Annotated in this window: 12 protein-coding genes, 1 tRNA gene and 2 pseudogenes; 11 read left to right on the top strand and 4 right to left on the bottom strand. The window is 51.5% G+C overall.

Annotated features, from left to right (window positions below; translation table 11 throughout):
* Positions 1–10: 10 nt before the first annotated feature.
* Complete coding sequence (rlmI, locus tag ACOXYR_RS13265) at positions 11–1201, bottom strand: 23S rRNA (cytosine(1962)-C(5))-methyltransferase RlmI (protein ID WP_421355552.1); 1191 nt, start codon at positions 1199–1201, stop codon at positions 11–13.
* 156 nt (positions 1202–1357) lie between these two features.
* On the opposite strand from rlmI, the gene yccX reads away from it, so the two are divergent.
* Positions 1358–1639, top strand: coding sequence for an acylphosphatase (gene yccX / locus ACOXYR_RS13260; RefSeq protein WP_113857332.1), 282 nt, complete (start codon positions 1358–1360; stop codon positions 1637–1639).
* Here yccX and tusE read toward each other — a convergent pair.
* Together tusE and yccA are read right to left on the bottom strand one after the other, a co-directional pair.
* Positions 1636–1965, bottom strand: coding sequence for a sulfurtransferase TusE (gene tusE, locus ACOXYR_RS13255; RefSeq protein WP_108474537.1), 330 nt, complete (start codon positions 1963–1965; stop codon positions 1636–1638). The genes yccX and tusE overlap by 4 nt on opposite strands.
* Positions 1966–2054: 89 nt before the next feature.
* Complete coding sequence (gene yccA / locus ACOXYR_RS13250) at positions 2055–2714, bottom strand: FtsH protease modulator YccA (RefSeq protein ID WP_015965039.1); 660 nt, start codon at positions 2712–2714, stop codon at positions 2055–2057.
* A gap of 201 nt (positions 2715–2915) precedes the next feature.
* On the opposite strand from yccA, the gene ACOXYR_RS13245 reads away from it, so the two are divergent.
* Both ACOXYR_RS13245 and ACOXYR_RS13240 read left to right on the top strand, forming a co-directional pair.
* A complete protein-coding gene (locus ACOXYR_RS13245) occupies positions 2916–4538 on the top strand; it encodes an ABC transporter substrate-binding protein (RefSeq protein ID WP_421355551.1) in 1623 nt (540 codons plus the stop codon).
* A gap of 144 nt (positions 4539–4682) precedes the next feature.
* Positions 4683–4770 (top strand) — tRNA-Ser (locus ACOXYR_RS13240).
* A 142-nt stretch (positions 4771–4912) separates the two neighbouring features.
* On the opposite strand, the pseudogene ACOXYR_RS13235 reads toward ACOXYR_RS13240, so the two are convergent.
* A pseudogene (locus tag ACOXYR_RS13235) lies at positions 4913–5059 on the bottom strand (DUF4942 domain-containing protein); the annotation flags it as partial.
* A gap of 204 nt (positions 5060–5263) precedes the next feature.
* Between ACOXYR_RS13235 and ACOXYR_RS13230 the strand changes: the two are divergent.
* The 8 genes and pseudogenes from ACOXYR_RS13230 (at position 5264) to ACOXYR_RS13195 (ending at position 21787) form a co-directional block, all read left to right on the top strand.
* On the top strand, positions 5264–5563 hold the full coding sequence (locus ACOXYR_RS13230) for a DUF2502 domain-containing protein (protein WP_421355550.1): 300 nt from the start codon (positions 5264–5266) through the stop codon (positions 5561–5563).
* Between the two features lie 430 nt (positions 5564–5993).
* A complete protein-coding gene (locus ACOXYR_RS13225) occupies positions 5994–7601 on the top strand; it encodes a ShlB/FhaC/HecB family hemolysin secretion/activation protein (protein ID WP_421355549.1) in 1608 nt (535 codons plus the stop codon).
* An 11-nt stretch (positions 7602–7612) separates the two neighbouring features.
* Complete coding sequence (locus ACOXYR_RS13220; RefSeq protein WP_421355618.1) at positions 7613–18892, top strand: hemagglutinin repeat-containing protein; 11280 nt, start codon at positions 7613–7615, stop codon at positions 18890–18892.
* On the top strand, positions 18893–19276 hold the full coding sequence (locus ACOXYR_RS13215; protein ID WP_113859282.1) for a hypothetical protein: 384 nt from the start codon (positions 18893–18895) through the stop codon (positions 19274–19276).
* A 340-nt stretch (positions 19277–19616) separates the two neighbouring features.
* Positions 19617–19991: a polymorphic toxin type 50 domain-containing protein gene (locus ACOXYR_RS13210; RefSeq protein WP_113859283.1), complete on the top strand. Its 375-nt coding sequence runs from the start codon at positions 19617–19619 to the stop codon at positions 19989–19991.
* Between the two features lie 10 nt (positions 19992–20001).
* Entirely contained in the window at positions 20002–20310 is a 309-nt protein-coding gene (locus ACOXYR_RS13205; protein ID WP_113859284.1) for a MafI2 family immunity protein, read from the top strand.
* A 452-nt stretch (positions 20311–20762) separates the two neighbouring features.
* Positions 20763–21284, top strand: a pseudogene (locus tag ACOXYR_RS13200) (endonuclease toxin domain-containing protein); the annotation flags it as partial.
* The gene (locus tag ACOXYR_RS13195; RefSeq protein ID WP_113859286.1) at positions 21284–21787 is read left to right on the top strand and encodes a contact-dependent growth inhibition system immunity protein; all 504 of its coding nucleotides are present in this window, start codon (positions 21284–21286) and stop codon (positions 21785–21787) included. The pseudogene ACOXYR_RS13200 and the gene ACOXYR_RS13195, both read left to right, overlap by 1 nt.
* The last annotated feature ends 21 nt before the right edge of the window (positions 21788–21808 follow it).

The raw sequence follows: 21808 nt of genomic DNA, 5'->3' as shown, positions 1-21808 counted from the left end.
GCTTTTCAAGTTACATGACGCGACAGGCAAACCCTTTCAAATACAGCCCTTCGGGATAAGTCGCGATCACCGGGTGATCGGCTGCCTGACGGAACTGCTCTATAAATTGTACATCACGACCAGCATCTATTGCGGCATCAGCGATGATTTTCTGGAATAAATCTGTTGTCATCAGCCCGGAGCAGGAGAAGGTCAGCAGCACACCGCCCGGATTCAGCAACTGGATAGCCAGCATGTTGATATCTTTATAGCCACGGCAGGCGCCCTGAAGCTGGCTTTTGTTCTCAACAAATTTCGGCGGATCCATCACGATAACGTCGAATTTCTCGCCCTGATCGCGATATTTACGCAGCAGTTTGAAAACATCGTCACGGACAAATTCCGCTTTACTGAGATCCAGCTTGTTCAGCTCGACGTTCTGTTTTGCGACGTCCAGCGCTTCCTGCGAGGTATCAACGCTGGTGACCTGACGGCAACCGCCCATCAGTGCAGAGACGGCGAAACCACCGGTATAAGAGAAACAGTTGAGCACGCGTTTGTCGGCCACATAGCGGCGTGTCGCCAGACGGCTGTCGCGCTGATCGAGGTAATAACCGGTTTTATGACCGTGCTGGATATCCACCAGCAGCTTCATACCGTGCTCCTGAATTGGCAGCAGGGCTGGGGGCAGCTCACCGGTAACCGGGCCTTGCGTCAGTTCCATCCCTTCCTTTTTACGCACCGCAACGTCGCTGCGATCGTAAATCGGGCACTCCGGATACAGGGTTCGCAACGCGCTGATTAATGCCGCGCGTTGGTATTCCGCACCGGCGCTCAACAGCTGCAATACGAGAAAATTGCCAAAGCGGTCGATGGTCACGCCCGGCAAGCCGTCAGATTCGCCGGCAATCAGACGATAGCTATCGAGGCCATCCTGCTGTGCCAGCCAGTCGCGCCACTGCTGCGCCTGCTGCAGGCGACGAACAAAAAAGTCGATATCAATGGTTTCATCGGCATCGAACGTCCAGACGCGTGCGCGGATTTGCGATTCTGGAGAATAAGCCCCGCGGGCTAACCATTTCCCTTTGTGATCGACGATATCAATGGTTTCACCGAGGTTGGCTTTGCCTTCCATGCGGGCAACGGCCCCGGAAAAGACCCAGGGATGACGGCGGAGTAAGGATTTCTCACGCCCTTTGGCTAACACTAAACGTACGCTCATAGATAATTATTCTGGCTATTCGATGGGAAGGGCTGCATTTTCCCGACTTCGCCATCCAATTGCAATGAACATGGCAATATTGCGGCCTCCCGTTCGGTAAAATGTCTGGAAAATGTCATACTTAACAGAACTTCAGGGATTGCGACGGGAGGCAAAATGGCAGCAGTGTGCACGATTGCGTGGGTCTATGGCATGGTTCAGGGCGTAGGGTTTCGCTACAGCACTCAGCGAGAAGCATTGCGTTTAGGGCTTAAGGGCTACGCCCGTAATCTGGACGACGGTAGCGTGGAAGTGGTGGCCTGCGGCGAACAGGAGCAGGTTGAAACGTTGCTGGCGTGGCTAAAAGCCGGAGGCCCACGCAGCGCCAGAGTTGACCGGGTTCTGGCCGAACCGCATCAACCCCAGAAAGCGTGGGATGGTTTCAGTATTCGCTATTAAATGCATTTTACCGGTTTAGGCAGGCCAGCAATTTTTGTTGCCTGCTTGGCCGGGCCTTTCGGGAACAAACGGTAAAGGTAGCGGCTGTTGCCTTTCTCTTCGCCAAACTTATTGGCCATCGCCTTCACCAGCATGCGGATAGCGGGGGAGGTATTAAACTCCAGATAAAACTCGCGCACAAAACGCACCACTTCCCAGTGCTCCGGGCTCAGTTCAATGCCTTCATTTGCGGCAATGGCGACTGCCATGCCTTCACTCCACAGGGTGGAGTCTTTCAGATAACCGTCGTTATCGGTCTCAATTTCGCGGTCTTCGTAGATCAACATAATTTTTCACACGTCATACAAACGGTGGGCAGTGTAGCAAAAAAAAAGACCCCGCATAAGCGAGGCCTCGTGTTGTTCAGTTTGCGTTATTAATCGCGGCTGGCAAAGCCCAGGATGCTCAGCAGGCTGATAAAGATGTTGTACAGCGACACATACAGGCTCACAGTTGCGCGGATGTAGTTGGTTTCCCCGCCGTGAATGATGTTGCTGGTTTCATACAGAATCGCGCCTGATGAGATCAGGATGAACACTGCGCTGATCGCCAGATGTAGCGCTGGCAGTTGCAGGAAGATGTTTGCCACCATACCAATCAGCACCACCACGATACCCGCCATCAGCATACCGCCGAGGAAGGACATGTCTTTGCGTGTGGTCAGCACGTAGGCTGAACAGCAGAAGAACACCAGTGCGGTACCACCCAGCGCCATACCAATCACATCGCCCATACCAGCGGAAAGGTAGGCGTTGAGGATTGGCCCCAGGATATAACCGAGGAAGCCGGTGAAGGCGAACGCAGAGATAATCCCGGTCGGTTTGTTCGCGGTTTTATAGGTCAGGAACATCAGGCCGTACATGCCGACCAGCGTCAGAATCAACCCCGGAGACGGCAGCATCAGCACCGTGCTTGCCGTTGCGGTAATAGCCGAAAACGCCAGCGTCAGGCTCAGCAGGAAATAGGTGTTACGCAGAACTTTATGCGTGCTCAGCAGGGACGAGCGGTCACGCGATGAGGTAATTATGCGATCCATGATTCACTCTCTTTATGATGGATATTAATAGTGAAACAGCATAAGAAATGTCCTGCATATCCCCTAATCCTTTTACCCATCTTTACTCAGCGCAAAGAGCGAGATCAACCTCTTATAGGTGACTGAAAATCATTGCCTAATTTCATTACCAGCGCTAAGAGTGAAGAGGGTGTCTCGACAATTAAAATAAAGGCAAGGGAAATGAAACCACATCATCACAACCGTATTACCGCCATCATGCTGGCAACAGGGCTGGCGTTCTTCACTACCGCAGTCAGCGCGGCGAACGTACCGGAAGGCACGGTACTTGCGGATAAACAGGAACTGATCAGAAACAACGGCAGCGAGCCTGCGTCGCTCGACCCGCATAAAGTGGAAAGTGACGTTGAGTTTAATATCATTAGCGACATGTTCGACGGGCTGGTGGCGGTGAAGCCTGATGGCACGATTGAACCCCGGCTGGCGGCATCGTGGGAGAACAAGGGTAACTGGATATTCCACCTGCGCGAAGGCATTACCTGGTCCGATGGCACACCGATTACCGCGCAGGATGTTGTCTGGAGCTGGCAGCGGCTGGTTGACCCGAAAACGGCGTCACCCTACGCCAGCTATCTGGGCAATATGAACATCGTCAATGCTGGCGATATCGCTGAAGGGAAAAAAGCGCCGGATACGCTGGGCGTTAAAGCGCTTGATGATAAAACGCTGGAAATTACGCTCACGCAGCCTACCGCCGCGTTTTTGCCGATGCTGGCGCACCCGTCGTTGGTGGCGCTGGATAAGACGCTGGTCACCCGCTTTGCCGAGAAATGGACTAAGCCCGAGCACTTTGTCAGCAGCGGCCCCTACACATTGTCGCAATGGATCGTCAATGAGCGAATTGTCGGCAAACGCAATCCGCGTTACTGGGATGACGCCCACACGGTGATCAATCAGGTCACTTATCTGCCCATCTCATCGGAAGCGGCGGATGTGAATCGCTATCGGGCGGGAGAAATCGACATTACCTCAACGGTGCCGATTAACCAGTTTGCGCTGCTGAAGAAAACGATGCCGGAGCAGCTTGATGTTTCTCCTCATCTGGCGACCTATTACTATGAACTCAACACCACGCGTCCACCTTTCAACGACGCCCGCGTGCGCCGTGCGCTGAATATGGCGCTGGATAAAGAGATCATTGCTGAGAAAGTATTAGGACAGGGGCAACGTCCGGCATGGTTGGTGAGTCAGCCGGAGATAGGCGGTATCACGCTAAAAAATCCTGACTACGCCAGCTGGCCACGCGAGAAACGGATTGCCGAAGCCAAAAAGTTGCTGGCGGAAGCCGGTTTTGGCGACGACCACCCGCTGAGTTTTAATCTGCTCTATAACACTTCGGAATCGCATCAACGGATTGCCATTGCTGCGGCATCAATGTGGAAGAAAAATCTCGGCGTGGAGGCCAAACTGCAAAACCAGGAGTGGAAAACGATGCTCGACGCGAAACGCACGGGGAATTTTGACGCCGTACGCTACGCCTGGATTGCCGATTATGACGATGCCACCACCTTCCTTAACAACTACCGTACCGGCGATAGCAGTAATACCAGCCGCTACAGCAACCCTGCCTACGACGCGGCACTGCTGAATGCGGCGAAAGCCCCTGATATCGCCGCGCGCGGACGTTATTATCAGCAGGCAGAAGATCTGTTAGCGCAGGATGTGCCCTCTATTCCGGTGTACCACTATGTCCGCTCGCACCTGGTGAAACCGTGGGTGGGGGGCTTTACGCCCGACAGACTGGGTTATTACTTCACAAAGGATATGTACATCAAGAAGCATTAATCGAAATGAGCGCGCTGTAAGTGCCGAAAAACTCGCCATTTTGTTGTAATTTCAGACGAATAACACGTTTTTGACTGTTTTTCAGGCAAACGAACAAAATGGGGCTTTACAGGTCGGGGCGGGATGTTTATAGTGCGCCTCATTGGAAGCGTGGCCGAGCGGTTGAAGGCACCGGTCTTGAAAACCGGCGACCCGAAAGGGTTCTAGAGTTCGAATCTCTACGCTTCCGCCAAATACGAAACCCCAGACAAGAAATTGTCTGGGGTTTTTGCTTTTCTGTCGGTTGCCTGTATGCCATTTTCGTCAGGCTTGCGTTAGTGAGTTCAAGAATACATCGGACAGATTCGTGACTAGCATCTGTTTTACCTTGCAGCCTAAGTTCCAGGATAATGTCGGGCGATGATGTCATTCAGTTTATCGACCCGCACAGGTCGCTTGAATACGGTGTGTGCGACTCCCTTCTGAAAGTACGTGATCACAAACATCTCATCCTCATAGTGATTACTGTGCCTGTTTTCATGAAAATATTTCACCAGCCCTGCACGATGATCTTAAATGCTTTATCTCAGGATGAAAAATGTGCCCTAGCAAAGAGCAGTACCGAATTTAATCATACCGGCGCTGTTAAGGGATAAGAAAAAACAAAAGCAGAATTAGCCTGGATCTCAGGTAACAGGGATGTGATAAATTGTATCAATTAATATGCACTTGTTAAGGAGAGGCAAATGCGAAAGATACTATTATTGGCCGCTGTGTTGTTGGCGTCACAGCCACTGGTGACTCAGGCGGAAGAGATAACGCTATTACCTTCAATTAAGCTACAAATTGGCGATCGTGATTCATATGGTCACTACTGGGATGGTAACCACTGGCAAAATCGGGATTACTGGGATCGCCATTATGAATGGCACGATAAGCACTGGCGTAAAAAAGCGAAGAAGCAGTGCAAAGCTTATGAGAAAGGCTATAAAGACGGCCAAAAGGCCTATAAGCATGACCGGAAGAAACATCATCACCATCACTGAGTAGGGAAAAAGGCCTGTTTCAGGCCTTATCTTTTTCTGCTGCTTCAACTGGCAAGCTTTGGGGGCTGATCGGGATGTTCTGGTTTTTGCACCTGTAGTATCAACCAAGATTAAGTTAACAAAAAGCACTGCATTACTTCACGTTTTTAACATATTTTTAATTGAAATGAGCCTCATCAGCGTCCGCCCCGCATACATTCATCCTATTGATAAATAAAGCTATCCAGAATTGTTGCAGTATATCTCCCTGATCTTATGAATAAATACAAACAATTACATTCATTGACTTGATTTTACTTAAAGTGCAATGTCCCTCTTTATCACATGCCTTTTATTAAGATGATGTTGATTATCAGGGAATTGATGGATGGTGATTTCTCCACGGCAAGCGGCTTTCGCACTTTTTTTAAGCGGTATTTCCTTTTCAGGCATGACGGCCCTTTTATCGCCTGCTGACCGTAATTCGATTCAACAGCAGCAACAGCAACTGCTGGATCAAAACCAGCAGCAACGTGATGAGCTTCAGCGCGCCACACCGATACCGCAGGAACGTCCTTCATCCGCACCGGCAGATGCTGCGGGCCCTTGCTTTACGCTCAATCACATTACCCTGCAACATGCGACGCTGATGCCCCCACGGGAACAGCAAAAAATGATTCGCCCGTGGCAGGGGCGTTGCCTCAATATTGCGCAAATCACCCAGCTCACGAATCAGATCTCTGACTGGTATATTCAGCGTGGCTATATCACCAGCCGGGCGTATCTGACGGAGCAGGATCTCTCTGGCGGTGAATTACATATCGCCGTGCTGGAAGGTCGCTTGCAACAAATCCGCCTGGAAGGTGTACCTGCGCGTACACTGGCAATGACCTTTCCTGGCCTGGAGGGTAAACCGCTAAACCTGCGGGATATCGAGCAGGGCATGGAGCAAATTAACCGCGTACGTACCACCCCCGTACAAATTGAAATCTTGCCCGGAGAGCTGCCGGGCGACTCCATTGTAAACCTCACCGCCACGCCGGAGTTTCCACTTCAGGCATCCGTCACGTTTGATAACAGCGGCCAGAAAAGCACGGGTGTCGGGCAAATCTCCGCCTCGCTGGTGGGTAATAACCTGTTAGGTCTGGCAGATAAATGGTTTGTCAGCGGCGGGCGGAGCAGCGCGTTTTCTCATTCGCGCGATGCGAAAAATCTTGCCGCTGGTGTCAGCATCCCCTACGGCTATGGTCTGTTTGATTACACTTACACCTGGAACGACTATCTCAACGTCATTGATAACACCGGCTACAACTGGCGATCCACGGGTGACACGGAAACGCACCGGGTAAATTATTCCCACGTGTTGTTTCGCAACGGCGACCTGAAAACCGGCGTTTCTCTCGGTCTGAACCACCGCGTTAACCGTAATTTCCTTGATGGTGTAAAACTGGAAAGCAGCAGCCAGGAGTTCACCAGCCTGCTGTTTGGTCTCAATCATACCCAGAAAATTCTCGGCGGCGTAGCGACATTCAACCCTACCTTCAGCCGCGGGATGCCGTGGTTTAACGCCACTGACGATCACCTTTACCCCGACCAACCGAAAGCGCAGTTCCGCAAATGGAGCGTTAACGCCAGCTGGCAGCGCGGGCTGACGGATAAGCTGTGGTGGCTTTCCAGCGTCTACTGGCAGTGGTCGCCAGACCGGCTTTATGGCAGCGAACGCCTGAGCATTGGCGGTGAAAGTTCCGTACGCGGTTTTAAAGAGCAGTACATCTCTGGCGATAACGGCGGCTACTGGCGTAATGAAATCAATTACACCCTGTTCACGATGCCTGTTCTGGGACAAATCGGCACGATGGCGGCGCTGGACGGCGGCTGGCTGAAAAAAGATGCCAGCGACCAATATGCCGCTGGCACGTTGTGGGGCGGTGCTGTCGGGCTGACCAGTGCCGGGCGCTGGTTCTCCAGCCAGTTCACCGTTGGTACGCCGCTGGCGTATCCAGGCTGGCTTTCGCCGGATCATCTCAATATTTATTACCGCATTTCAGTGGCACTTTAAGGGGCAGGATGATGGAAAAGGATCAGGTTCGTTTTTCCCAACGTGTCGTGAGTGGGCTGTTCAGCCTGCTGCTGATAACACAGCCTGTGCTCCCGGCCATTGCGGCCACCATCACCCCATCCGGCAATACGCAGATGGATAAAGCGGGCAACGGTGTGCCCGTTGTGAACATCGCCACGCCAAATCAGTCCGGTATTTCGCACAACAAATATAACGATTACAACGTCGGCAAAGAGGGGCTGATCCTCAATAACGCCACCGGCAAGCTGAATCAGACCCAGCTTGGCGGCCTTATCCAGAATAACCCCAACCTGAAAGCCGGGCAGGAAGCCAAAGGTATTATTAATGAAGTGACCGGCACGAACCGCTCGCAGCTTCAGGGCTACACCGAAGTGGCGGGGAAAGCGGCTAACGTGATCGTGGCGAACCCCTATGGCATCACCTGTAACGGCTGCGGATTTATCAATACCCCTAACGCCACGCTGACCACCGGAAAGCCGGTGCTCGACGCGAACGGTAAACTCCAGTCGCTCGATGTCACAAAAGGCAGCATCACCATAGAAGGGCAGGGGCTGGATGGCAGCCAGAGCGACGCCGTATCGATTATCGCCCGAGCCACGGAAATCAACGCCGCGCTGCATGCCAAAGATTTAAAGGTCACCGCCGGAGCCAATCGGGTATCGGCCAGCGGTGAAACCACTGCGCTGAAAGGTGAAGGCGATGCGCCGAAAATTGCCGTCGATACCGGTGCGCTGGGTGGCATGTATGCCAACCGTATTCACCTGGTTTCCAGCGAAAAAGGGCTGGGCGTCAATCTGGGGAATCTGAATGCGCGGCAGGGCGATATTACGCTGGATGCGAACGGGAAACTGACGGTAAATAACAGCCTGGCAAGTGAAGCGATGACGGCGAAAGGGCAGGATATTGCGTTAAGTGGCGATCATAAGGCGGGCGGGAACGTATCTGTCAGCAGTCAGGACGCTATCGCCCTGAATAACGCAACGCTGGTCAGTGATAAAAACATACAGTTAAGTGCTAATGGACGGCTCACGCAGAACGGCGGCAAGCTTACAGCAGGCCAGAATCTGACAGCCAATGCGCAAATGCTCACACAGAACAGCGTAGCTCAGGCGGACGCTGCTGGAAATATTGCGCTAACCAGCAGTGAAAGTATCACTACTCAGGGAAGTGTTATTGCCGGAAAACAGCTTAATGTTGTCGGAAAATCTTTGAGTAATAGCGGGCAGTGGAGTGCTGAGGGGATTGCAAGCATTAAGGGAAGCAGCCTGAGTAACAGCGGGATACTGCAGGGGAAATCACTGGCGATTGTCGCCGAACAGGATGTCCGTGTTACAGGGCGACTCAATGCAGCGGACTCACTGAATATCAACGCTAAATCGGTGACGACCGCCGCCAGCGCGCAGGTACAGAGTGGAAACGATCTGACGCTGACGACAGAAACCGCCTCCCTTAGCGGAACCCACGCCGCGAATAATCAATTTACGGTGGCAGCGAATACGCTGACCCATGATGGTAAATCGAATGCCCGAACAGTCTATCTTAACGCGCAAGACAATATCGCCAATAACGGCACGCTGGTGGCTGATAGCCTGAATCTTACCAGCCAGCGGATCACCAATAGCGGCCTGATGCAGGGCAATGCGGCGCTGAATTTGCATACGGGTGAATTAACTAACCTCAGTGGCGGTTCGCTCTACAGTATTGCTGCGCTAACGCTGGATATTCCCAGTCTGACTAACCGCGGGTTGATCACGACTGATGGCAATTTACGTCTTGGCGGTAGCAGCCTGGTGAATGCAGGTGAGATAAACGGCATCAGTATGCAAAACGATTATGCGACGGTGACAAACGACGCAGCGGGTCGTTTACTGGCGGAAAATGCCCTATCCATCTCCGGGCAACATCTCGATAACGCCGGTTTACTGGCGGCGAATAGCATGATGTTGAGCAGCCAGTCCGTGAATAACCGTGGAAATATGCTCTCCGTCGGGGCGTTAAATCTCACCAGTCAGACGTTTAATAATGCGGGGTTGTTACAGGGAGGTACCCTGACGCTGCAGACAAATGAATGGGTTAATAGTGGAAATGCGTTAGGTGAATCGGGCGTAACGGCTACGGTTCATGATCTCTTCTCCAGCCAGGGGAAAGTGTTAAGTCAGCAAAAAATGGTGCTGGCGGCCACGCGTATTGATAACCAGGGGATGCTGGCAGCGAAGCTCCTTGAGCTGCAAGGTGATCTGAACAATAGCGGGATTTTGCAGGCAAGCCAGACTCTCGCCTGGAACGGTAGCCATTTCAGTAACCTTGCCGGCGGTCAGGTGACTGGGGGTGAAGGGCTGCTGATTAATGCTAATCAGTTTGAAAATAACGGCCAGGTGGAAGGTTCTTCGGCGACGATCACCGCTGACAACCTGCAAAATAGTGGCAGTGTTCAGGCACAAAATGACCTGAAGATTGTGGCAAGCGGGCAGCTTGATAATCAGGGGAAATTACTTAGCCAGAATTTGTTTGAACTGACTGCATCCCGGTTGTTTAACGACCATACCATTGCGGCAAAATCGCTCATCATCGGATCGCCGGAACTGACCAACAACGGTATTGTGCAGGGAAATAACGCATTACAGCTCACTTCCCGGAATGTGCTGAATGGTCAGCCGGGCCAAATAGTGAGTGGGGCGGGGCTGGTTCTGAATCTCGACAAGCTGGAAAACCACGGCCTGTTGCTGGTTAACAACGGCTTTACCCTGGAAGGCGCGCAGTTGTCTAACGTAGGCAATATTCAGGCAGACAGTGTAAATCTGCAGATGCGTGATGCGTTAAACAACCAGGGGCAGATACTGGCGAAGCACGATGCGTTAGTCAGCGCTGCCACGCTGGAAAATGACGGCTCTCTGGCCGCCCAAAATATGACGCTGAGCGGAACATTAATTCGTAACGGTGGCCTGGTACAGGGGAATGACAATGCGTCAGTCACTGCGGGTATCCTCACAACGAACCCGGCAGGCCGATGGTTAGCGGGCAAAGCGCTGACGATGGACGCAAGCCTGGTGGATAACACGGGTGTGATGCAGGGCGATACGATTGCGTTAACGGCAAAGACGCTGAACAACAGCGGCGTACTTAATGGTCTGAGCAGCATGCAAGGGGCACTGACCGGGCAGCTTCTTAATCAGGGGCAGATTCAAAGTGGTGGTGCTTTGTCGCTGGTGGCCGATAACCTGAGCAGTGCCGGACGTATTGCGGGCGATACGCTTTCGCTCTCTGCCGGGGCGTTCAGTAATACCGGCCTGTGGCAGGGGATGAAGGGGTTAACACTGACTGGCGATACCCTTGCTACCGGTTCTGCATCCCGCACATTGAGCGGCGGTATGCTTGCCCTCAATGCAGGGAATATGACAACACAAGGCACCTTACAGGGGCAGAACGTTACCGTTGTCGCAAATGACTGGCAGCATAATGGCTCACTGATTAGCCTTGGTACTCTGACGGCTGATGTCAGTAATACGCTCACTACGCCGGGCGATCTGATGAGTCAGGGAACAATGCGGCTGGTTACACCGCAATTTGATAACAGCGGTAAGATCCTGAGTGAACGTGGTATTACGCTGGACGGCCAGCAATTGACGAACAGCGGGACAGTACAGGGAAATACGCTGGCGGCGCACCAGAAGAGTATCCGCAACCAGGGAACGCTGACCGGCCTGCAAAGCCTGACGCTCGAAGCGCGGGAGAATTTGACGGCTCGGGTGGCGATGGCGTCATCGCAACAGGAACTGATTAACGCAGCGGGTGGCTCATTGTTGACGCAGGGCGCGCTGACAGTGACGTCCGCAGACGTTACCAATGCCGGAATATGGCAGGGGCAATCGGTGTTACTCAGTGCCCGGTCGCTGAATAATAGTGGTGCAATTCAGAGTGCCGATACGCTGCAACTGACGCTCGCCGATAATTTAACTTCTTCTGCAGCAAGTAAAATTACGGCGCTCGGTAATGCGGCTCTACAGGCGCTCTCGTTAACTAACCAGGGGCAGTGGGCGGCCAAAAACCTTACGCTGAAGGGGACTTCGTTCGATAACGGTGGGGCGATCAGCGGTGTAAACGGTCTGACATTAGCCATGAGTGGGGCCGTCAGCCAGACGCGTTCTGGTAGTCTGTTAAGCGGTGGCGTGCTGGATCTGAACGCAGCATCCGTGGCCAACAGCGGTAAAATTCAGGGCGCGGTGCTTGCTGTGACTTCCGGGGGGTTAACCAACAGTGGAAGGTTGCAGGGCGATAATGGCACAACGCTGACGCTTAGCGGCGATTTAACTAACAATACTGACGGAGAAATTGTCAGCCGCGAGGCGATGACGGTAAATACGTCCTCTCTTTTCAATGATGGATTAATTCAGGGTGGCAGTGATAGCCGCCTTAATGCCACAGCCCGACTGCATAATGAGGGCAAACTGCTTGCCGGCGCGGGGCTGACGCTCACCACCCCAAGTTACGCCGGGACGGGCTGGCTGCAGGCGACGAATCTTATCGTTAATGCTGCAACGGCCAGTAATGACGGGAACTGGCTTGCGGATAACGCGACGCTGACAGGCAGCAGTTTTACGAATCAGGGCACAACCCAGGCAGACCAGCTTACAGTCAACTACGATCAGTTGAACAATAACGGCACGCTAATGGGAACGTCGCAACTTCTTGTGAATGCCGTTCAGGTTAACCAGAGTGCCGCAGGTACGTTGTTAAGCGGCGGTGATTTGTCGGTTCTGAGTACGGGTCTGAATCCTCTCGGCCAGGTGATTGCGCTGGGAAATGTAACGCTAAAGCTGGTTAATGCCTTTACCGCCGAAAATACGCTTGCCGCAGGGAAAACACTTTCTGTCACCAGCGATGGTGCTATTGATAACCAGGGCGTTATGCAGGGGCAGGCAGTCAATCTGCACGCTGGCGGGCAACTCAGTAACAATGGGCAGATAACGACCGGTCGCGATGCGAGTTCATTCAGCGGTAGCAATGTACTGCTGAAGGCGGCGGGAACGCTGCAAGGCGGCGGTGATATTGCGGTAACCAGTTTAGGCAATATTTCGGTCGATGGCTTTACCGGCACCTTAGGTTCGTTGACGCTTAATGCGCCGGGCGCAATTATCAATACGGCGTTGCTGTATGCCGCAAATAACATTGCGCTTTTTGCCAACAGTATTACCAATCTGCGCGGCGATATTCTTGCGGGTAATCATCTGTGGATGCAAAAAGATGCGTCAGGCAATGCTAACGTTGAAGTTGTGAATACTTCCGGCACTATTGAGACGCAAAACGGCGACATCACCATTAAGACGGCGGCATTGCGTAATGAACGTGCTGGTTTGCAGTCAACAACGCAGCCGACAGATCTCTCCTCAAACTACGACTGGATTGGGCAATCGGATGTTGATATTCCGGTGGCTGTCCTGGGTCTCGAGACATTAATTCAGGATAAATACAGCACTTATACTCATGATGGGGCGGGTTCCTGCGGAGGCAAACCCTGCTTCCTGTATGAGGATACCCATTTCTATTATCGCCCGGTTGAAGGCTATGAAACGCGTAAATTTGCACTGAGCCAGACTGCACAGATTGTGAGTGCAGAGGGTGGCAGTGCGCGTATTGCCTCCGGTAACGATATTCATATTGTTGCGGGTCAACTCAACAACCAGGCGAGCGTAATCCTGGCGAATAATGATATCAACCTGGCAGGGCAGACACTTAATAATCAGAGCTACCAGAGTGGTACCTTTACTGAATACGCCGTTTATAAGTATGAACGTGTGATCACTGATGGTTCCCCATCCTCATCTTCAGGTACCTATTCGCCGACACATCGCAATACCACTTACGAACATAATGTGCCTTATATTTTGGATGGCATTGTTACTGAGACTGAAAATGGCGAGCTGTTCCGTGCGGTGATTCAGGCTGGTGGCGATGTAACGGCAAACTTCACGGATGCTATAGGTAACGAAACCGCGATCGCTAATGCCGGACGCGTCAGCAATACTCTCTCTGCACCGACGCTGAATTCAATAAGTCAGCAGCCAATCGGTAACGGTGTCCAAAAACAGACACTGGTTGATAGCGGCACGGTCAACGTTAATTCCCCGCAATGGAATGACCAGCTACAAAACGCGTTACAGCAGATTAATGGCGGTGGGGCACTCGATAATGGGGCGGTATCCGACGCCGGACTGAGCAATATCTCAGGAACACAAAAAGGCAATACCAGCCTCGGCCAACTGACAGGTTCGGTTAATCCTGGTGCCAATGGAGTGGATGTCTCCGGGAAAAATCAGGGAAAAACGATTGATACCAGTGCGTATCCGCAGCCCTCAGGGCAGAACGGTTACTTTGTCGTTTCCGACGATCCGTCAAGCCCATACCTTATCAACGTCAACCCGAAACTTAATGGTCTTGGGGAGCTTGATCCCAATCTGTTTGCTGATTTGAACGCTTTATTGGGTATTAAGCCTGGCGATGTACCGCGTGAAACCAACAGCGCATATACGGATCAAAACCAGTTCCTGGGGTCATCCTATATGCTTGGCCGCCTCAACCTGAACCCGGATTATGATTACCGTTTCCTGGGTGATGCCGCCTTTGATACGCGCTATGTCAGTAACGCCATGCTGAACCAGACGGGTAGCCGCTACATTAACGGTATAGGTTCCGAGCTTGATCAAATGCGTTATCTGATGGATAACGCCGCCAGCGCACAGAAGTCGCTGGGGCTGAAATTTGGCGTGGCTCTGACGGCAGAGCAGGTGTCTTCACTTGAGCACAGTATGCTGTGGTGGGAAACCGCAGTCATCAACGGTGAAACCGTCATGATACCGAAACTCTATCTGTCACCGAAAGACGTCACGGTGAATAACGGTAGTGTGATTTCTGGCAATAATATCCAGCTTACGGGCGGTCATATTACTAACTCTGGCAGCACGCTGCTGGCAAATAACAACCTGGTTCTCGACAGCCAGAACAGTATTAATAATCTCAATAATGGTCTGATGCAGGCAGGCGGTCACCTCGACCTGAATGCAATTGGTGATATCAATAACATCAGTTCCACTATTAGCGGCAAGACTGTCGCGCTGGAAAGTCTGGACGGCAATATTAATAACCTGACGCTGGTGGAGCAGGTTGATATTGCGAGCTTTAAAGATACCCGGCTTGGGGATACCGCGGCTATTAACGCCCAGGACTCTCTGTCGCTCGCCGCCGGTAATAACATCGCCGTGACCGGAGCAAACCTTACATCTGGCGGCGATCTGCTGATGAATGCGTGGGGTGATGTCGCGGTGAATGCGAATCAGATCAACGATTCCTTCAGTCGTTCCACAGCCTGGCAGGTGCAGACCAGCCATGATGCCGTGAGCTGGCAGGGCAGTTCGATAAGCGCGGGCGGCAACCTGGGTATTAATGCCGGAAACAACCTTGACCTGACAGCGAGCGGCGTTAACGCAGGCAGCAGCGTAGTCCTGGCCGCAGGTAACGACCTCAATCTGAATGCAGCACACACCCGTCAGGACAGTCATAACGGGAACAGTGAGTCGCACAGCTCCGGGCTTGAACGTACCACGGTTTCCGCCGGGGGTAACCTGATTCTGAAAGCGGGCCAGGATATTAACTCTCAGGCCGCAGGCCTCGCTGCAGAAAATGATGTTACCCTGCAAGCCGGGCGTGATGTGAATCTGCTGGCGGAAGCAACAGTCAGTGGCAGCAGTACGCATGAGAAGAAAAAAACCGTCATTGATGAGTCGGTACGCCAGCAGGGTACGGAAATTGCCAGCGGCGGCAACACAACTATCGTTGCCGGGCAGGACGTCAATGCACAGGCTGCGCAGGTCACAGCACAGGGTGATATCGCCGTGGGCGCGGGTCGGGATATTAACCTGACTACCGCAACGGAAAGCGATTACCACTACTTCGAACAGACCAAAACCCAAAAAGGGTTCCTCAGCAAAAAGACCACGCATACCATCGAGGAAGAGAGCGCTACCCGTGAAGCTGGCACGTTGCTGAGCGGTGATAACGTCACCGTTTCGGCGGGGAACAACCTGCTGGTGAAAGGCTCAAATGTGGTGGGGGACGGTAATGTGTCGCTGCACGGCGGCAATAATGTTGATATTCTGGCGGCAACTAACAGCGATACATCGTGGCGCTTTAAAGAGACCAAAAAGAGCGGTCTGATGGGTTCCGGCGGTATCGGCTTCACCATCGGCAGCAGTAAAACGACACACGACCTGCGTGAAGCAGGTACCACTCAAAGTGAGAGCTTCAGTACCGTGGGCTCGACGGGCGGTAGCGTGGCGATTTCAGCGGGAAATCAGGCGCATATTGGTGGTGCCGATATTATCGCGCAGAAAGATTTGTCGGTTATCGGGGACAGCGTGGTGATTGAACCCGGCCACGATAAACGCACCCGCGATGAGAAATTTGAGCAAAAATCCAGTGGCCTGACAGTTGCGCTCTCTGGTGCGGTGGGTGGTGCCATCAACAACGCCGTCAGCGCCGCGAAAGAGGCGAAGAGTGAGAGTGATAGCCGACTGGCGGCGCTGCAAACGACGAAAGCGGCGTTGTCGGGATATCAGGCGAGTCAGGGCGTGGCGCTGGATGCGGCCAAAGGTACGGCAGATGGGAACAATAACACCATTGGTATCAGTGCGTCTCTGACCAGCCAGCATAGTAAATCAAAACAACATCAGGAAAGTGATGCCATCGCGGGAAGCACTCTGAATGCCGGGAACGATCTCTCTATTGTTGCCAATGGCAAAAAGGGCGGTGTAAACAGCGGTGACATTCTGATTGGCGGAAGCCAGCTGAAGGCCGGAGGCGATACGCTTCTCAGTGCGCAGAACGATATTCTGCTGAGCGGCGCAGCCAACACTCAGAAAACTACCGGAAGCAACAGCAGTAGCGGGGGGGGCGTTGGGGTTGGGATCGGCGTGGGTAGCGGTGGCTGGGGAGTTAGCGTTTTTGCTAACGGAAATTCCGCGCACGGCAATGAAAAAGGCGACGGTACCGAATGGACCGAAACCACGCTTGATAGCGGCGGTACCACGACGCTCAGCAGTGGCCGTGACACCCTACTCTCCGGGGCGCAGGTCAGCGGTGACCAAATTGTGGCAGATGTTGGCCGTGATCTTTGGCTCATCAGTCAGCAGGACAGCAATGCCTACGATTCAAAACAGAACAGCCTTGCGGCAGGTGGGAGCTTTACTTTTGGCTCGATGACGGGTTCCGGCTATATCAACGCCAGCCAGGACAAGATGAAGAGCACCTATGACTCGGTGCAGGAGCAGACCGGGTTATACGCAGGTAAGGGTGGCTACGATATTACGGTCGGTAACCATACCCAGCTGGATGGCGCGGTGATTGCCTCGACGGCGACAGCGGATAAAAACAGCCTCGATACTGGCACGCTGGGCTTTAGTGATATCGGTAATAAAGCTGATTACAAGGTCAGCCACGCAGGGGCCAGTATTAGTGGCGGCGGTGATATTGGTGGTAAGGAATTTACCGGCAACATGGCCGGGGGGATGGCTTCAGCGTTAAGCCACAGTGGTCACGCAGAAGGGACAACCCAGGCGGCGGTCAGCAATGGCACAATTACGATACGTGATACCGCCAGGCAGCAGCAGGATGTGGCTGACCTGAGCCGCGACACAGAACATGCCAACGACAGTATCAGCCCGATCTTTGATAAGGAAAAAGAACAGAAACGTCTGCAGTCTGTTCAACTGGTCCAGGACATCGGTAGCCAGGCGTCAGATATTGCCAGAACACAGGGGCAACTGGCAGGGCTGGCGGCACAGAAAGACCCTGACGCACTGGATAACGCCCGGGCACAGTTACTGGCAGAGCATAAAATCGTAACCGATGAGATGGTGTCGCAGCGGGCGTATGACAATGCGATGCAGCAGTACGGTACCGGGAGCGATATCCAGCGGGCCATCCAGGGCGTGACGGCCGGGCTGTCTGGCCTGGCGGGTGGCAATATAGCGGGTGCACTGGCGGGCGCGTCGGCCCCGGAACTGGCCAACCTGATTGGTCACGGGATGGGAATTGATGAAAATGACCATGCGACAAAAGCGCTGGCTCATGCAATTTTGGGTGGCGTGGTCGCATCCTTGCAGGGGAACAGTACTACCGCCGGCGCGATGGGCGGCGCATCGGGTGAGCTGGTTGCAGCCGCAATAGCAAATGCTCTTTATCCGGGGCAGAAGCCAGCAGAGCTGTCGGAAGAGCAGAAACAAACGGTCAGCGCACTGGCGTCGGTATCGGCGGGAATTGCAGGTGGGTTGACTGGTGATAGCGCCTCTGGCGCGGCGGCAGGAGCGCAGGCAGGGAAGAATACGGTTGAGAATAACTATCTGAGCGTGTCTGAAAAGACAGAGCTTGAGATAGCGAAACAAAAACTCAACAGTAAAGACCCGGCAGAGCGTGAGAAAGCACAGCAGACAATTAATGAACTGCGTGAAAAGGATATTGCCAGCGACCAGAAAGTTCTTGATGCCTGTGGTAACGGTAATGCAGACAGTGCAGCCTGTGCCGGAGCAAGGCTGGAAGTTATCGCGGCGAAAGGTGAATATGAAAGTATCGGCAACTACAACTCGAAGGCTAGCCAGCAGTATGCGGATGCTTACGGCCAGATAGTGAATTTGCTGAATATCACCAGCGTTGATGCCCAGAATCAGCAGCAGGTGAAGGATGCGATGGTGAACTATGCTATGGTGCACTTTGGAGTGGATAAGGCGACGGCGGAGAACTATGTCGAAACCTATGACGGGATGAAGACGGTGGCGGCATCAATGGCGCCTCTGTTGGGTGCCGCCGCCGTCACTAAGATCGATTCTATTGTGGCTAATTATTCAAAAGCCAATCAGTTATCGACAGGAACCGTTTTCGATTCAATCAAGGCAACGCAGCCTGTGCATCCAGGATCTGTAATTCCTCAATCATTTGAAATGTCTTTACCAAATGGACAAAAAATATGGGTGCATGGTAATGCTACAGAACATATGGCTGAATATGCGGCATCAAAAGCTGTGACACATACGCCTGAAGCTGTGCGTCTTGCCAGCCAAGAGGAATTGCGTAGTTTTCAGGCAGCTGTGAACACAGCAACTAAAACTAATATGCCATATGGAGAACGAATTACGGTTGATGGCTGGCAGCTAGAAATTAAGCCACCTCGTGTTGACGGAGAATTGCCGACAATAATCCATGCACGTTATTTAGGGTCTCATTAAATGGATATAGAAATTACTAATCCTGTAAATATAAAGCTGGACGTTATTGAGCTTGATGAGCATGTTCCATCCTTAAAGTTTAGAGTCTCAATTTCAGTTGAGAAGTTTGGTTATAAGGCTGAAGTTAATGCTCACTTCTGGATAGAATGTCAGTGCTTTGACCAGTTTGTTAGTTGTATGAACTGTGGCAAGCTTGCCATCCTCAAGGATATGAACGACAGTTTTGAGTTAGTTTTAAATCCAGTCGCTGGTGAGCTTAATTGGTCATGTATGAAGGAAGATATTAATGGTGGTATCGCCATATCAAAAGGAAGTGAAAAGCTTGATGATGCTGCTAGTCAATCAATATCACGTGCTTTTAACGATTATCCTAAATGGTGGTAGATATTGCAGAGGTCCCGGTCACCGAGCCGGGATCTTTTACCTATCGGCCTTTAACCCCTCTCTTCATGCAACCACTAATTCTGAAGGCGGGCGTCGCTGGTAAGATGTTGTGGCTATCAGCTCTTTAACAGCGTCGGGAAAAGTGGAGAACGGGGAGCAAAACTGCGTATCGGGGCGTTGCGTCCGTTCAAACAGAACGCACCGGGAAAAAGTGGTTGTAATCTGCTGACTATAATGGAAAAAACCGGCTTCGACGGCCAGCTTCGCACCGGATAAAGTTGTTGTTGAGAATAATGCGCTAAGCAAGAAAGACAAAATTAATATCTTTGATATCAACCCGATGCTGAAAGTCGGGATTGAAGGAGCTGATGGCGATCCACTGAAAGGTGGTGGTGGGATAGCCAAATATACGATTAATAAAGGACAACAAAACAAACATATTGAGGGGACTAATGAGTATAAAACTGCGGCTGCTTCATCAGGAAGCCAACGCAGTATCTTAACGGTTGATCCACAATCTTTGTTGCCTCAATTAGGTACAGGGCAGCAAGTCGGGAAGGTAGAGGTTGGCTTAGCTGGTTCTAAAGAGAGAATTGATTTTGGTAAGCCTATTGGAAATTTTGTCGATAGAGATACTGGCCTATCTGTGCCTACGACAAAAGGAATCGTTCATTACGGCAAAGATGGTGCTCATATAGTACCTGCACGCCCGTGATTGAGAGGTTATGATGAAAAGTAATTATGAAAATATTAAAAGATTAAAGTTGTCTATACAGTCAGCGCTTCTTGGTGCTATTACTGAGAATATGAGAAATATAGCTGTAGATATCAGTGAAAACAAAATTATGCTATATTTTTTTATTAATGGAGAAATTACCGAGGGTGATAAGGAAAATATATCCATAATTGAAACGGAGGTTATAGCTGACTTCGAAGATAAATTTGATATAGAATCTGTTATAAAAAGAGTTGACTATCCAGAATCAATTATTCTAGAACGAGGTTGTAGTGTTTTTCAAAGAAAAGAAAGATAATTATAAATGCGACCTCAAAATCAAAAATTTCTAGAATCCACCCCGGCAGGCTATTTTACGATAGCCTGCTTCTTACCTCGCCCCCTTCACCTCTCCCTTGATCACCTAATTAGTCACTGACAGACGCATCTGAGGTACGTGTCGTGGCATCACGGCGTCATGCTGATATGAGGGTGGTGCGTCAGAGGGAGGTCACGGCGAGGCGGTAGCGTGTTCGGGCCAGAAACGCGCGTCGGGGCAAAATGCAGTCAGCGTCAGAGCGCACTAACGAAAACGGACTGTAAACTACTGATAGAACAGGGAAAACAGCCTTGCGCTCTCAATAACCGTGTCGGAACGAGTTGTTGTTGAGAATAACTATCTTAGCGTGCCTGAAAAGACAGAACTTGAGATAGCAAAACAGACGCTTAAAAACAGTAACGATCCGGCAGAGCGTGAAAAGGCGCAGCAGAAATCAGGCTATGCTGGTGTCTGGTGGACTGCTAGCGAAGGATGTGACAAAAGCTGCTATATCCTTCATGAGCCGCAATACAGCAACGGCCACCGTCAGTGCTGCCGAAATCGGTATGAAATGGGGCCAAGGTAACATGAAGCAAGGAATGCCGTGGGAAGACTATGTCGGAGGCTCATTGCCTGCTGATGCTCGTTTGCCACAGAACTTTAAAACGTTTGATTACTATGACGGCGCAACAAAAACTGCAGTATGTGCTAAATCAATGGACACTCAGACAATGGCTAAACTGGCTAACCCGAATCAGGTCTACAGCTCGATTAAAGGAAATATTGATGCAGCGGCGAAATTTGAACGATATGATTTGTCAGGGCAGTTCCTGAATTCCTCAATGATCACTAACCGAGAAATTAAGTTAGCAATACCAGCCAAGACAACACCAACTCAATGGGCAGAGATTAACAGGGCCATTGAATATGGAAAATATCAAGGTGTCAAAGTTACGGTTACACAGGTTAAATGATGAAATTTAATAAAGATCAGGATTACTGGGCGAGCGTGTATCATACAAAAGAATTTACATGTATAGATACCTACTCAGGATTGGGGCGTGTGGGTAGAGACCCTGCTTTCCCACCTCATTTATTATCACCGGATGCTGAAGATAAGCTTATTGGTGAGAAAATACTTCAGGCATTATCTGACAGTCGTACATTGAATGAGCTAAAGGAACGAATTGTTTTTTTTGACCTTGAGAAAGGTAAAGAGCAATACGCAACGTGGATAGCAATGCTGATGGGAAAATATGGGTATAAAACCAAACGTGCATTATTCAAAGATATGAAAAATTGCGGAGTTCATTTGATAAATGGAGTTATCACCATATCACCTACACGGCACGAAAAACTGGAAGGGTGGGGAAGAACCAAAGGTGATGGTATTGAAGATGTCATTCTTCCGGCAGACGGATCCCCTGGAGATATTGGTGCTGGTCTTCGCTTGGCACTGAGTCGCTGTAAGGGTTAACCAGAATATCCCGCCATAGTT

Origin of the sequence: Pseudocitrobacter faecalis (assembly GCF_965231525.1) — a bacterium.
Lineage (GTDB): Bacteria > Pseudomonadota > Gammaproteobacteria > Enterobacterales > Enterobacteriaceae > Pseudocitrobacter > Pseudocitrobacter faecalis.
This window is presented reverse-complemented; position numbering and strand designations above follow the sequence as displayed.

Bases quoted from the DNA above. Each gene is read 5' to 3' on its own strand.
- ACOXYR_RS13210 (WP_113859283.1), top strand. From the start codon at position 19,617: ATGCTGAAAGTCGGGATTGAAGGAGCTGATGGCGATCCACTGAAAGGT.
- ACOXYR_RS13220 (WP_421355618.1), top strand. From the start codon at position 7,613: ATGGAAAAGGATCAGGTTCGTTTTTCCCAACGTGTCGTGAGTGGGCTG.
- ACOXYR_RS13245 (WP_421355551.1), top strand. From the start codon at position 2,916: ATGAAACCACATCATCACAACCGTATTACCGCCATCATGCTGGCAACA.
- yccA (WP_015965039.1), bottom strand. From the start codon at position 2,714: ATGGATCGCATAATTACCTCATCGCGTGACCGCTCGTCCCTGCTGAGC.
- ACOXYR_RS13195 (WP_113859286.1), top strand. From the start codon at position 21,284: ATGAAATTTAATAAAGATCAGGATTACTGGGCGAGCGTGTATCATACA.
- ACOXYR_RS13205 (WP_113859284.1), top strand. From the start codon at position 20,002: ATGATGAAAAGTAATTATGAAAATATTAAAAGATTAAAGTTGTCTATA.
- tusE (WP_108474537.1), bottom strand. From the start codon at position 1,965: ATGTTGATCTACGAAGACCGCGAAATTGAGACCGATAACGACGGTTAT.
- ACOXYR_RS13225 (WP_421355549.1), top strand. From the start codon at position 5,994: ATGACGGCCCTTTTATCGCCTGCTGACCGTAATTCGATTCAACAGCAG.
- rlmI (WP_421355552.1), bottom strand. From the start codon at position 1,201: ATGAGCGTACGTTTAGTGTTAGCCAAAGGGCGTGAGAAATCCTTACTC.
- yccX (WP_113857332.1), top strand. From the start codon at position 1,358: ATGGCAGCAGTGTGCACGATTGCGTGGGTCTATGGCATGGTTCAGGGC.
- ACOXYR_RS13215 (WP_113859282.1), top strand. From the start codon at position 18,893: ATGGATATAGAAATTACTAATCCTGTAAATATAAAGCTGGACGTTATT.
- ACOXYR_RS13230 (WP_421355550.1), top strand. From the start codon at position 5,264: ATGCGAAAGATACTATTATTGGCCGCTGTGTTGTTGGCGTCACAGCCA.